Origin of the sequence: Roseburia hominis (assembly GCA_040702975.1) — a bacterium.
Lineage (GTDB): Bacteria > Bacillota > Clostridia > Lachnospirales > Lachnospiraceae > Allocoprococcus > Allocoprococcus hominis_A.
This window is the reverse complement of record CP159990.1, coordinates 356816-370129: the sequence shown is the minus strand read 5'-3', so window position 1 is coordinate 370129 and position 13314 is coordinate 356816. Positions and strand designations below refer to the sequence as shown.

Genomic DNA, 13314 nt, shown 5'->3' with positions numbered 1-13314 from the left:
TTATTTTCCCATATAGACCAGAAGAACTGATATATCCGCAGGAGATACTCCCGAAATACGTGACGCCTGCCCGATGGAAACCGGCCGATACGCCTTTAATTTCTGCACTGCCTCGATCCGCAGACTTGGCACTGCATCATAGTCCATATCTTCAGGTATTTTCTTCGTCTCCAGCTTTTTGAACTGTTCTACCTGCTTCATTTGTCGTTTAATATATCCATCATATTTTATATTAATATCAATTTGCTGTTTGATTTCTTCGCTCAAATCCTGCCTTCTCTCCTGATCGACAGGCGCCAATGCCTCATAACAAAGCTCCGGCCTTTTGATCAGTTCTGCGAGAGTCGATCCGGATACCAAATGGGTACTTCCATTTTGTTCCAGAAGTGACTGCATGGCCGGAGTTGTACCTACATTTGTATGCTCCAGCCTTCCTATTTCTTCTTTGATGATTCTCTTTTTCTCCAATAATTTCTGATAACGCTCTTCGGAAATCAGTCCAATCTGATATCCTATTTCAGTGAGCCTTTGATCTGCATTATCCTGTCTCAAAAGCAACCGGTATTCTGCACGGCTGGTCATCATTCGATAAGGCTCATGGCTTTCTTTGGTCACCAGATCATCGATGAGAACGCCGATATATGCCTGAGAACGGTCAATTACGATCTGCTCTTTTCCGAGCACCTCCCTGGCTGCATTGATACCTGCTATGATTCCCTGCGCAGCCGCTTCTTCGTATCCGGAGCTTCCATTGAACTGCCCGGCACTGAAAAGTCCTTTTATATTTTTAAACTCCAATGTGGGATTTAATTGTCTGGCATCAATACAATCGTACTCAATCGCATATGCATTTCGCACAATTCTTGCATTTTCCAGCCCCGGAACGCTTCGATACATCGCAACCTGTACATCTTCCGGCAAAGAACTGGACATTCCGCCTACATACATTTCATTTGTTTCCAGACCTTCCGGCTCAATAAATACCTGATGTCGGTTCTTGTCTGCAAATTTAACGACCTTATCTTCTATAGAAGGGCAATACCGAGGCCCTGTTCCTTCAATCATACCGGAAAATAGTGGAGATCTGTGGATATTTTCCCTGATAATTTCATGCGTTTTTTCATTCGTATAAGTAAGCCAACAGGACTCTTGCTCAATCTGTACTCTTTCCGGGTCCGTAGTAAAGGAAAAAGGAACTACCCTCTCATCTCCGAATTGCTCTTCCATCTTTGTAAAATCAATACTTCTCCGGTCAATTCTGGCCGGCGTTCCCGTCTTAAAACGGTACATGGTAACGCCCAGGTCTTTCAGGCAATCTGTTAAATAATTTGCCGCCTGAAGTCCATTTGGACCGGTAGCTGTACTTACATCACCACAAATACATCTTGCCTTCAAATAGGTTCCCGTACACAAAATGACAGCCTTACAGCGATAAATGGTCCCTGTATAGGTCTGAACGCCTACAATTTTCTGTTCTTCCACCAGAAGATTTACAACTTCTCCCTGTTTTAACTCAAGATTTTCCTGATTTTCCAAAATATAGCGCATGGCGCGGCTATATCCATTCTTATCTGCCTGCGCCCGAAGAGAATGCACAGCCGGTCCCTTGGACTTGTTTAACATCTTAGACTGAATAAAAGTCTTATCAATGTTTTTTCCCATCTCCCCGCCAAGCGCATCGATTTCTCTAACCAAATGTCCCTTTGAGCTTCCTCCGATATTCGGATTACAAGGCATCATCGCAACACTTTCAATACTGACGGTAAACATCAGAGTCTTACACCCAAGCCGGGCGCTCGCAAGAGCCGCTTCACACCCTGCATGTCCGGCGCCCACTACGATTACATCATATTCTTCTTTATTTTCCCATACAGAATTTGCTGAATATCTCATTGACCAAATCCTCTCCCACTGTCTCCCCGGTAATATTTCCCAACGCTTCATACGCATCCATCAAATCAATCGTAAAGAAATCCTCCGGCATCTGATTTAAAATACTGTCCTTAACCCTCATTAAACTGTTCTTAGCATCCTGAAGAGCCGCCTTATGTCTCACATTTGTAATATAGACTTCATCATTAAAAGAGATATCCCCATGATAAAACATTTCCTTTAAGTTATCCTCAAGTTCCTCAATTCCCGTCTCTTCTTTTGCGGAAATCTCAAATATAGGCTTATTTATCAACATTTGAAGCATAACTTTATCCACTACTGTGGATAAGTCCGTTTTATTCAGCAAAATAAGGGCATTTTTTCCTCTTATCATGTTGATAATCTCATAATCATTATCGTCTAAAGGAATCGAAGCGTCAACTACATAAATGATCAAATCTGCATCCATCGCATTTGTCTTCGCTTTATCCACACCAATTTTCTCAACCACATCTTCCGTATCTCTGATTCCCGCCGTATCCATAATATGAAGAGTAATTCCCTTAAGCTGAACCGTCTCCTCCAGAATATCACGCGTGGTCCCCGCAATATCCGTCACAATCGCCCGGTCCTCCCGAAGAAGCGCATTTAAAAGAGAAGATTTCCCCGCATTCGGTTTTCCAACGATCACCGTCCGAATCCCTTCCCGCATAATCCTTCCATCTTCCACCGTATCCAGCAGCTTCTCAATCTCCTTAATAAGCTCGCCTGCCACCTTCTCAAGCTCATCTGCATAACCCTCCAGGCTGATATGCTCCGGATCATCCAAAGCCGACTCAATAAAAGCCGTCTGATAAACAATTTTATTTCTAATTTCACTAATTTTTTTCTTAACCGATCCCCTAAGCTGGCTCACCGAACTCTTCAAAGCATATTCATTTTCAGAATTAATAATATCAATCACCGCTTCCGCCTGCGACAGATCCATTCTCCCATTCAAAAAAGCCCTCTTAGAAAACTCCCCGGGCTCAGCCGGTCTGGCCCCATACTTCACCACCGTATCCAAAATCTTCCTCATCACGACCATCCCGCCATGACAATCAATCTCAACCGTATCCTCCCCCGTATAACTTCTCGGTCCCCTCAGCAAAATCACCAGAACCTCATCAATCGTCACTTCCCCATCCACAATAAACCCATAATGAACCGTATGACTCTCCTCCCGGGAAAGCACCTTCCCCTTCCTCCCCCGAAAAACCCGATCTATCACCTCAAACGCCCCATCCCCACTAATCCGAACAATCCCAATCCCAGAATTCCCCATCCCAGTAGAAATAGCCGCAATCGTATCCCTCTTAAACACAAAAATCACCCTTCCCACAAACCATATCTATATCTAAAAATCTTCTAAAATTCTACCAAATACTCCCTTACAAAACAACAAATTCTAACTCCAAAAATATATCTCTTAATATTCTGAAATTCTATCAAATACTCTCTTACAAAACAACAAATTCTAACCCCCAAAATATCTCTCTCAATTTCCAAAATATACATCACAACACTTATTCAAAAAACAATCTCTCTCACTCCAAAAAAACATCCAATTCCAAGCCAACAGTCCCCCTCACAAAGTGAGGGGAGACGCCTTGGCGCCCGTCAGACAACTTCATCCGGTGCGTTTTTGAGAAGCCAGCCACCGAGTTGTATTATATAATCCGGGACCGTAAAAAACGACGGCACTTACTGGCAGAAGTCGCCCATCAAGGCGACGCCCTGGCAGTTAGTACCGCTTCGTTTTTTTCCGAGCGAGAGCGAGTCCCGGATTATATAATACAACTCGGTGGCGTCCCTCTCACCCCAAAACCACTATCTCCTATTAGGCGTAATCACAACTCTTCTATAAGGTTCTTCCCCTTCACTATGCGTAGACACCCTGTCATCTCCCTGAAGTGCCGAATGAATAATCCGTCTCTCATAAGGATTCATCGGTTCCAGAGAAACCGGCTTTCTACTTCTCTTCACTTTATATGCAATATTCTTAGCCAGATTCTCAAGTGTCTGTTTTCTTCTTCTGCGATAATCCTCTGTATCCAGTTTAACTCTCACATAACCTTCCTGAGACTTATTTGCCACTCTGTTCGTAAGGTACTGAAGAGAATCCAGAGTCTGACCTCTCTTGCCGATCAGGATACCCATATTGTCACCCTTCATCTCAATAGAAAGAGCTCCGTCTTCATCCACTTCAGAAGTAAATTCTACACCTTCCATTCCCATCGCTTTCAGTACATCGCCAAGGAATGCTTCACAGATTTTCTTTGTCTCTTCTGTTACGACCGCAATTTCAATCTCCCTGCGAGGCTCTTTTACTTCTTCCTTGACCGGAGCTGTAGGAGCTGCGGGAGCCACCGTTTCCACTGCCTCCTTCACACTTGGCTTCGGATCGCGGTATTCTTTGCGGGAATCTTTCTTAAAATCTTTTTTACGATTCTTATTAAAATCCTTCTTACGATCCTTTTTGAATTCTTTTCTGTTCTCCCTATTGTCTTTATTTTCCTTCGGTTCTCTTGCTTCCTTCTTCTCAGAAGCCTTCTCTTCTTTATCTACCTTTTTATCCAGCTTCTCTTCCCTAATTTCTGCCATAGCAGACAACTTAATATCGTCAAAATCAGGCTCTTTTTTTTCTACCTTTCTCCATGCTCTGATGACCGCCTGTCTGCTTCCGATTCCAAAAAAGCCTGTATTGCCTTTTTCTATCACATCATATTCCATCTTATCACTGGTAACGCCAAGCTGAATAGAAGCTTCTGTTATAGCATCATTCAACGTTTTAGCAGATACTGTAATCTCATTCATAACTCTATTCCCCCTATTTCCTATTACCTTCATTAAATCTCTTTACCATATTAGCTTTAGAAGTAAGACTTCCTTCTTTAGCGCCCTCGCTTCTCTTTCTTGCCGCTTCGAGCTTCTCTTCCAGTGCCTTTTCTTCTGCTGCTGATCTCGGTTCTTTGATATTTTTAACTTTCTTCTGAGCCATCGCATTTACGGTAGCTGCGTCTATTTCTTTCTTATTTTTACGCTTTTTCTCAGCTTTTTCTATGTTAGCCTGAATCAATTCATCCATAGGCATCTTACTTAAACTACGATTGACAAAGAACATCTGAGCTGTACGCACTACCGCACTGGTAATCCAGTAAATTCCAAGACCTGTCGGAAGTGTAAAGCTCATGAACACAGACATCAGCGGGAACATAATGTTCATTGTCTTCATCGTAGACGCCATCTGGTTATTCTGCTCCTGACCCGGACTTTGCGGAACCATTTTCACACTGATATACTGGGTAAGACCAGCCAGAATCGGAATCAGAAGCGCTACGATCATCATTCCGTAAGCACCTGATTTGAACCCGCTCTTGATCATGGTAAGCGGAGCTTCTGCAATGTTAAGTCCCAGGAAGCTGTTCATTTTCTGAAGCTGGTGCATAGTGGACTCAATCGTGGACTCCAGTGCCGGAAACTTATCGATAAGTGTATTCCAGGTAGATTCCTGGAACTTATATAATACATCAATGATCGTATTTGCTTTGGTATAATCATACTTGGAAGGATCCATCAGGACCGGCTGTGCCTCACCGATTCCTTCCATGATCTTCTGCCAGCCATTTGACCCCTGGATAGCTTCAACAAGCGGCATATAAACTGCTTTTACCTGTGAAACATAAGCAGGAATGTTACGGATCACGTACCACATCGTGTACAGGATCGGCAGCTGGATAAACATACTAAGACAACCGCCTGTCGGAGAAATTCCGTATTTGTCATAGACCATCTGGGTCTCTTCCTGCAACTTCTGCATGGAAGCCTGATCACGTTTTCCCTGATATTTCTTCTGAATTTTCTGAATCTCTGGGTTCATGGCAGCCGACATCTTTGAAAATTTCTGCTGTTTGATCGTCAGCGGAAGCAGAAGCATGTAGATGATAACTGTCAATAAAATGATACAAACACCAATGTTTTGAATTCCAAACACACCGTTAAGAACATGGTAAACTCCGTCAAGGATCTTACCAAGCAGCCAGGCAACCTGTCCGATGATCGGAGTGCTGACTGGCGTCATTAAAATACCTGTCATAATCTTTCCTCCATTTACGCCCCAAAATTTGGGCTTTTCTCTCTAAGGCACCGGATCATATCCACCTTTTGCAAACGGATTACAGCGCAGAATCCTCCATGCCGTAAGCAGTCCTCCCTTAAGCGCGCCGTATTTTTCAATCGCTTCCAACGCATATTCAGAACAAGTCGGAATGTAAATACAGTGACAGCTTCGTTTCATAGGTGATAAATATTTTCTGTAAAATCGAATCAAAGATAGCAATATTTTTTTCATATTCTCTATGTGCCTCATTTTGCATATCCATCTTTTTGATATGCTGAACTTGACCTTTGCAGAACATCTCACATTCGGAATCATATTTTGTAAAATGACTATACGAGATACCCTCCGGTCAGTCCGAAGTTACTTGATATATATTATGAAGTTTTCCCAAGTGGACGAGAGCGCTCTCAATCTCATGATATGTCTTACCTTTTGCCGCTGCTCTTGCTATTATTACCAAATCATATCCACAAAGGAATTGGTCTTCTTGTAGTCTGTAGCTCTCTCTTATAAGCCGTGTCAAATGATGTCTTACGATACTGTTTCCCACTTTTTTACTAACAGATATACCTACACGGTTCTTATTCAGACTATTCGCTAACAAATAAATTACAAGATACTTATTTCCATAGGACTTCCCCTGTCTGTAAACAGTCTGAAAATCCCGGTTCTTCTTTAATGATTCGGAAAATTTCATATATACCATTCTCCTGTTTTCTGCCGGCATTTACTCATGAGCCGACAGCATTTTGACCTCTATGATATAAAAATAGATTGCGCCGATGCGCAATCTACGTTAGAAGAAAAGGCCACATATCTGCGGCCTACGCTGATAATACTTTTCTTCCTTTAGCTCTTCTTGCCGCAAGAACTTTTCTTCCACCTGCGGTGCTCATTCTTGCTCTGAATCCATGAACTTTCGCTCTGGAACGTTTTTTCGGCTGGAATGTCATCTTCATTGATATCCACCTCCTATCCAATTCCTTCTTATATTAAGATAGAACTTATTTACATTCTAAGACATCGTTTTAATTATAAGCAAAAAACCGCGTGTAGTCAAGCAAAACCGCACTTTTTTTGTGTTTACTTTATCCACAATTTGTGGATAACTTTTCAAAATATGGTTGATAACTCGTTTATAATATTTTTTTTAACCTCACATTTGCCTATAATACGTCGTTTTCTTATGTGGAAAAGTTATCAAAACTTATTTTTCATTGATTCTGCGGAAATTTTAATGTAGAATATAAGTGTATGATTATGCTTAGAATGGAGTAAATTGAGATGAATGCCGTTAAAGAAAGATGGGAAGAGATTATTCAAAAATTAAAGGTGGAATACTTTTTATCAAATATTTCTTTTGAGACCTGGATCCGCCCGCTTGAAGTGTATGATATTGTCGGGGATATATTATACCTTTCCATTAACTTTAAAGCGAGCATCGAACATATTCAGAATAAATATCTTCTGCCCTTAAAGGTATGTATTGCAGAAGTGACCGGAGATGAATATGATATTCGTTTTATCGCCAAAGACGCCCCGAATCCGGATCTGGACATTTTTCGTCATAAGGAGGAAAAGGAAGAACCCAGAGTCCGTCATAAAAAGATGAATAATATTGCAGAACAGGCAAACCTTAATCCCAAATACACGTTTGACACTTTCGTGGTTGGCGGGAATAATAACTTTGCTCATGCTGCATCTCTCGCCGTTGCGGAATCTCCCGGCGAGGTGTACAACCCTCTTTTCTTATATGGAGGCGTCGGACTTGGCAAAACGCATCTTATGCATTCCATTGCCCACCATATTTTGGAAAAGGATTCTTCTAAAAAAGTATTATATGTAACAAGCGAGACATTTACCAACGAACTGATCGATGCAATCCGTATAGGTAAGACAGGGAACGAACTTGCCATGACGGCTTTTCGTGACAAATACCGCAACAACGACGTACTGCTCATAGACGACGTTCAGTTTATTATAGGTAAGGAAAGTACACAGGAAGAATTCTTCCATACGTTCAACCATTTACATAATGCAGGAAAACAGATTATTATCTCCAGTGATAAACCTCCGAAGGATATGGAGACATTGGAGGCCAGACTGCGCACCCGTTTTGAGTGGGGTCTGATCGCAGACATTTCCGCCCCGGATTATGAGACACGTATGGCCATACTTTATAAGAAGATTGAGATTGACCAGTTAGAACGATACAATATACCGAATGAAGTCATTCAATATATTGCGACGAATATTAAAACGAATATCAGAGAGCTGGAAGGCTCTTTGAATAAATTGATCGCACTTTACCGGATCAATAATAATCAGAAGGAAATCGATATTAAACTTGCAGCCGAAGCGCTGAAGGATATGATTTCTCCCGATGATAACAGGGAAGTGACCCCGGAACTAATCATCGATGTTGTATCCGAACATTTTAACATTTCGATTTCTGACCTTAAGAGCACCAAACGGAACGCCGACATTGCAAATGCAAGACAGATTGCGATGTATTTGTGCAGGAAAATGACGGATACCCCCTTAAAGACCATTGGCATTATGCTTGGGGGAAGAGATCATTCCACTGTGAATCATGGTGTGGATAAAGTGTCTCGTGATGTGGAAAAGAGTGAGACACTGCGGAATACTATTGATATCATCAAGAAAAAGATTAACCCTGTTTAAAAGTTTTCCCAACGGCTTAAACAGTTAATTCTTAAGATATTAACAGGCTTATCCATTTCTGAATCCCTCTGTTTTTAAGGGGTTCAAGTACTTATCCACATATCCACACCCCCTATTAAGGATAAGGCGGATAATTTTTAATATATTTATTTATATTGCACCTCGAAAGGAGTTATACACATTATGAAAATCAGATGTCAAAAGTCAGATCTTGTAAAAGGCGTCAGCATTGTCTCAAAAGCCGTACCTACAAAGACGACTATGCCGATATTAGAATGTATCCTGATCGATGCTACCACCCATATCATTAAGCTGACTGCAAATGATATGGAACTTGGTATCGAGACAGTGATTGAAGGAACGATTGATCGGAAAGGACTTATTGCGTTGGACGCCAGAATCTTTTCCGACATTGTAAGAAAGCTGCCGGATAATGAGATTGTTATTGAAGCAGATCCGAGCAGTCTTCAGACTCTCATTACCTGTGAGAAAGCCAAATTTAATATTTCGGGTAAGTCAGGGGAAGATTTTTCTTACCTGCCTTATATTGAGCGAGACGAACCTGTTATTGTTTCACAATTTACTTTAAAAGAAGTGATAAGACAGACTATTTTCTCTATTGCAGACAATGACAGCAATAAATTAATGAGCGGTGAGCTTTTTGAGATGGACGGAGATATTCTGAGGGTCGTTTCTCTGGACGGTCATAGAATCTCCATTCGCAAGATCGAGTTAAAGTCTTCTTATGATCCCAGGAAGGTCGTAGTTCCTGGAAAGACTTTGATTGAGGTGAGCAAGATTCTTTCCGGCGAAGTCGATAATGACGTAAACTTATATTTTACAAATAATCATATCGTTTTTGAATTTGACCAGACAGTCGTTGTGTCCAGATTGATTGAGGGAGAATATTTCCGAATTGATCAGATGCTCTCGAACGATTATGAGACGAAGGTGCGCATTAACAAAAAAGAGATGCTTAGCTGTATCGACAGAGCGACCCTGCTGGTAAAAGAAGGAGATAAAAAACCGATCATCATTCATATCACGGACGAGCTGATGGAGCTTAAGATTAAGTCTCAGCTTGGAACGATGGACGAAGAGATTATGATTACAAAAGACGGGAAGGACCTTCTGATCGGTTTTAATCCTAAGTTTTTGATTGATGCGCTCCGCGTCATTGACGATGAAGAGGTGGATCTGTATTTCATGAATGCAAAAGCGCCCTGTTTCATCAAAGATGAGAAGGAGAGTTACATTTACCTGATTCTTCCGGTCAACTTCAACGGAATCGCGTAAACAGATAGAGGGATAGATTATGTATACAATTCATTTAAGGGAAGAGTTCATTAAACTGGGTCAGGCAATCAAGGCTGCCGGCCTGGTTTCTTCCGGCGTAGAGGCAAAACAGGTCATCGTAGACGGACTTGTGAAGGTCAATGGAGAGGTCGACACCAGACGGGGCAGGAAGCTCTATGAGGGCGACGTGGTATCCTTCGACGGGGAAGAGATTAAAATTGAAAAATAAGCTGGTGTGGTTATGATTATCAAATCATTAAAAATAAAAGATTATAGAAATTATGAATTTCAGCATATTGAATTTGATAAAGCCACCAATATTTTTTATGGCGATAACGCCCAGGGAAAAACGAATATACTGGAAGCAGTATATCTGTCGGGAACGACAAAATCACACAGAGGGACCAAGGACAGGGATTTGATAAGGTTCGAATGTGAGGAGTCTCATATTGAGGCACAGATTGAGAAGAAGGGGGTTCCCTGGCAGATTGATATGCATTTGAAAAAGAACAGCCCGAAGGGAATCGCGATCAATAAGGTCCCGATTCGAAGAGCAAGTGAACTATTCGGGCTGATGAATTTTGTGTTTTTTTCTCCTGAGGACCTGAACATCATCAAGAATGGACCCTCCGAGAGAAGGCGTTTTATGGACCTGGAATTGTCGCAGCTTGACAAGGTGTATTTAAAAGATCTCTCAAGCTATAACCGGATTATTAACCAGAGAAATAAGCTCTTAAAAGATGCGTACTATGACGAGCATCTGATCGATACTCTGGACGTGTGGGATATGCAGCTTGTCACATATGGGAACAAAATTATTACAAGAAGAAGGCAGTTCATAGATGAGGTAAATGAAATCATTTACCATATCCACCACAAATTGACCGGTGGAAGAGAGCGGATCCGGTTGTCTTATGAATCGGGCTGCGGAGTTTGTTCTCTGGAGCAGGCGCTGCTTAGGAACAGGGAAAGAGATATCCGTATGAAAAGCACTTCGGCCGGCCCGCACAGGGACGACATCTGTTTTAAGGTGGGAGATCTTGATATCCGCAAGTTTGGCTCCCAGGGGCAGCAAAGAACGGCGGCTTTGTCGCTGAAGCTGTCGGAGATTGAGCTTGTAAAGAAGATCATACGGGATACGCCGGTTCTTTTATTAGATGATGTGTTGTCTGAACTGGACAAACACAGGCAAAACTATTTATTGGAGAGTATAGGAGATATTCAGACCTTGATAACCTGTACCGGATTGGACGAGTTTGTCAATCATCGGTTTTCCGTCAATAAGGTTTTTCATGTCCAGGCCGGACATGTCACGGAACCGGTGGGAGAGTAAGTTTAACAGTTAATATATATTAAAATATTTTAGGAGGCTTTCTATGAGTGTAGAGTATGGTGCAGATCAAATCCAGATTTTGGAAGGATTGGAAGCAGTAAGAAAGAGACCGGGTATGTATATCGGAAGTACATCTTCACGGGGTCTTCATCATCTTGTTTATGAGATTGTGGATAATTCTGTTGATGAAGCACTGGCTGGATATTGTGATCATATCCAGGTTTTTATCAATCCTGATAATTCAATAACTGTTATTGATAACGGACGTGGAATTCCTGTCGGGATTAATCACAAAGCAGGGCTTCCTGCGGTGGAGGTCGTATTTACCGTACTTCACGCCGGCGGCAAATTCGGCGGTGGAGGATACAAGGTATCCGGCGGACTTCACGGCGTAGGCGCCTCCGTTGTAAATGCGCTTTCTAACTGGCTGGAGGTTGAGATCTACAGTGAAGGTAAGATTTACAAACAGCGTTATGAAAAAGGGCATGTGGTCTATAAATTGAAAATAATTGGAGAATGTGAGCCGGAAAAGACCGGTACAACAATCACATTCCTTCCTGATGATACAATTTTTGAAGATACTGTTTTTGATTATGATGTATTAAAGCAGCGTTTTCGTGAGATGGCCTTTCTTACAAAGGGCTTAAAAATTAGTCTGACTGATTTAAGAGACGAGGAACCGCGGGAGAAGGTATTCCACTATGAAGGCGGAATCAAGGAATTTGTTCAGTATTTGAACCGGAGCAAGACTCCGTTATATGAGCATATCATTTATTGTCAGGGCAACAAGGACAATGTGGAAGTAGAGGTTGCCATGCAGCATAATGACTCCTATACCGACGGTACCTATGGATTTGTAAATAACATTACGACTCCGGAGGGCGGAACCCATATCGTAGGTTTCCGAAATGCTCTAACAAAGACATTTAATGATTATGCGAGAAAGAATAAATTATTAAAAGACAGTGAGCCGAATCTTTCCGGCGAGGATATACGGGAGGGTCTTACTGCCATTATCAGTGTGAAGATCGAGGATCCTCAGTTCGAGGGCCAGACGAAGCAGAAGCTGGGAAACAGCGAGGCGAGAGGTGCGGTGGACAGTATTGTGAGTACCCAGCTTGAGATTTTCCTGGAGCAGAATCCTTCGGTCGCAAAGACCATCGTAGATAAATCCGTGATGGCGCAAAGGGCCAGAGAAGCGGCGAGAAAGGCAAGAGATCTGACCAGAAGAAAGTCTGCCCTGGAGGGAATGTCCCTTCCGGGAAAATTAGCGGATTGTTCGGATAAGGATCCTGCAAATTGTGAGATCTACATCGTAGAGGGAGATTCCGCGGGCGGCTCTGCAAAGACGGCCCGTGACCGTGCAACGCAGGCGATTCTTCCACTTCGGGGAAAAATCCTGAACGTAGAAAAGGCAAGGCTTGACAGGATTTACGGCAATGCGGAAATCAAAGCCATGATCACGGCATTCGGCACAGGAATCCATGAGGATTTCGATATTTCAAAGCTGAGGTACAATAAGATCATCATTATGACAGATGCCGACGTGGACGGCGCTCATATCAGTACCTTATTACTTACCTTCCTGTACCGTTTTATGCCTGATCTTATCAAAGAAGGACATGTTTATCTGGCGCAGCCGCCGCTTTATAAGCTGGAGAAGAATAAGAAGGTCTGGTATGCATACAGCGACGAAGAGCTTGACAGTATTCTTCGGGAAGTAGGGCGTGACAATAATAACAAGATTCAGCGGTATAAAGGTTTGGGAGAGATGGATGCGGAACAGCTTTGGGATACGACCATGGATCCGCAGCATCGAATCCTGCGGCGTGTAAATATGGACGAAGAAACTTCTTCGGAGCTTGACCTTACCTTTACGACCCTGATGGGAGATAAGGTGGAGCCAAGACGTGAATTTATCGAAGAGAATGCGAAATTTGTCAAAAATCTTGATGTATAGTTAGTAAAA

At 42.3% G+C, this 13314-nt stretch carries 12 protein-coding genes; 5 read left to right on the top strand and 7 right to left on the bottom strand.

The window, feature by feature from the left end:
- From mnmG to rpmH, 7 genes are all read right to left on the bottom strand, one after another.
- Positions 1 to 1893, bottom strand: coding sequence for a tRNA uridine-5-carboxymethylaminomethyl(34) synthesis enzyme MnmG (gene mnmG, locus ABXS75_01660; protein XCP85536.1), 1893 nt, complete (start codon positions 1891 to 1893; stop codon positions 1 to 3).
- Positions 1859 to 3235 (bottom strand): tRNA uridine-5-carboxymethylaminomethyl(34) synthesis GTPase MnmE, encoded by a 1377-nt coding sequence (gene mnmE / locus ABXS75_01655; GenBank protein XCP85535.1) that lies wholly within the window; start codon positions 3233 to 3235, stop codon positions 1859 to 1861. The genes mnmG and mnmE overlap by 35 nt, the downstream gene beginning before the upstream one ends.
- 506 nt (positions 3236 to 3741) lie before the next feature.
- Complete coding sequence (jag, locus tag ABXS75_01650; protein ID XCP85534.1) at positions 3742 to 4728, bottom strand: RNA-binding cell elongation regulator Jag/EloR; 987 nt, start codon at positions 4726 to 4728, stop codon at positions 3742 to 3744.
- A gap of 13 nt (positions 4729 to 4741) precedes the next feature.
- Entirely contained in the window at positions 4742 to 6007 is a 1266-nt protein-coding gene (locus ABXS75_01645) for a YidC/Oxa1 family membrane protein insertase (GenBank protein XCP85533.1), read from the bottom strand.
- A 42-nt stretch (positions 6008 to 6049) separates the two neighbouring features.
- Positions 6050 to 6262, bottom strand: a complete 213-nt coding sequence (gene yidD, locus ABXS75_01640) for a membrane protein insertion efficiency factor YidD (protein ID XCP85532.1) — start codon at positions 6260 to 6262, stop codon at positions 6050 to 6052.
- A gap of 118 nt (positions 6263 to 6380) precedes the next feature.
- Positions 6381 to 6728, bottom strand: a complete 348-nt coding sequence (gene rnpA / locus ABXS75_01635) for a ribonuclease P protein component (protein ID XCP85531.1) — start codon at positions 6726 to 6728, stop codon at positions 6381 to 6383.
- Between the two features lie 127 nt (positions 6729 to 6855).
- Complete coding sequence (gene rpmH / locus ABXS75_01630) at positions 6856 to 6990, bottom strand: 50S ribosomal protein L34 (protein XCP85530.1); 135 nt, start codon at positions 6988 to 6990, stop codon at positions 6856 to 6858.
- 325 nt (positions 6991 to 7315) lie between these two features.
- Here rpmH and dnaA point away from each other — a divergent pair, with 325 nt between their 5' ends.
- From dnaA to gyrB, 5 genes are all read left to right on the top strand, one after another.
- Positions 7316 to 8716: a chromosomal replication initiator protein DnaA gene (gene dnaA / locus ABXS75_01625; GenBank protein ID XCP85529.1), complete on the top strand. Its 1401-nt coding sequence runs from the start codon at positions 7316 to 7318 to the stop codon at positions 8714 to 8716.
- 183 nt (positions 8717 to 8899) lie between these two features.
- Positions 8900 to 10012 (top strand): DNA polymerase III subunit beta, encoded by a 1113-nt coding sequence (dnaN, locus tag ABXS75_01620; GenBank protein ID XCP85528.1) that lies wholly within the window; start codon positions 8900 to 8902, stop codon positions 10010 to 10012.
- Positions 10013 to 10031: 19 nt separating this feature from the next.
- Positions 10032 to 10241, top strand: coding sequence for an RNA-binding S4 domain-containing protein (locus ABXS75_01615; GenBank protein XCP85527.1), 210 nt, complete (start codon positions 10032 to 10034; stop codon positions 10239 to 10241).
- 12 nt (positions 10242 to 10253) lie between these two features.
- On the top strand, positions 10254 to 11345 hold the full coding sequence (recF, locus tag ABXS75_01610; protein ID XCP85526.1) for a DNA replication/repair protein RecF: 1092 nt from the start codon (positions 10254 to 10256) through the stop codon (positions 11343 to 11345).
- 43 nt (positions 11346 to 11388) lie between these two features.
- Positions 11389 to 13305 carry a DNA topoisomerase (ATP-hydrolyzing) subunit B gene (gene gyrB / locus ABXS75_01605; GenBank protein ID XCP85525.1) on the top strand — a complete coding sequence of 639 codons (1917 nt, stop codon included), beginning with the start codon at positions 11389 to 11391 and terminating at the stop codon, positions 13303 to 13305.
- Positions 13306 to 13314 lie beyond the last annotated feature (9 nt).

Bases quoted from the DNA above. Each gene is read 5' to 3' on its own strand.
- mnmG (XCP85536.1), bottom strand. From the start codon at position 1,893: ATGAGATATTCAGCAAATTCTGTATGGGAAAATAAAGAAGAATATGAT.
- yidD (XCP85532.1), bottom strand. From the start codon at position 6,262: ATGAAAAAAATATTGCTATCTTTGATTCGATTTTACAGAAAATATTTA.
- rnpA (XCP85531.1), bottom strand. From the start codon at position 6,728: ATGAAATTTTCCGAATCATTAAAGAAGAACCGGGATTTTCAGACTGTT.
- ABXS75_01645 (XCP85533.1), bottom strand. From the start codon at position 6,007: ATGACAGGTATTTTAATGACGCCAGTCAGCACTCCGATCATCGGACAG.
- ABXS75_01615 (XCP85527.1), top strand. From the start codon at position 10,032: ATGTATACAATTCATTTAAGGGAAGAGTTCATTAAACTGGGTCAGGCA.
- jag (XCP85534.1), bottom strand. From the start codon at position 4,728: ATGAATGAGATTACAGTATCTGCTAAAACGTTGAATGATGCTATAACA.
- recF (XCP85526.1), top strand. From the start codon at position 10,254: ATGATTATCAAATCATTAAAAATAAAAGATTATAGAAATTATGAATTT.
- rpmH (XCP85530.1), bottom strand. From the start codon at position 6,990: ATGAAGATGACATTCCAGCCGAAAAAACGTTCCAGAGCGAAAGTTCAT.
- dnaA (XCP85529.1), top strand. From the start codon at position 7,316: ATGAATGCCGTTAAAGAAAGATGGGAAGAGATTATTCAAAAATTAAAG.
- gyrB (XCP85525.1), top strand. From the start codon at position 11,389: ATGAGTGTAGAGTATGGTGCAGATCAAATCCAGATTTTGGAAGGATTG.
- dnaN (XCP85528.1), top strand. From the start codon at position 8,900: ATGAAAATCAGATGTCAAAAGTCAGATCTTGTAAAAGGCGTCAGCATT.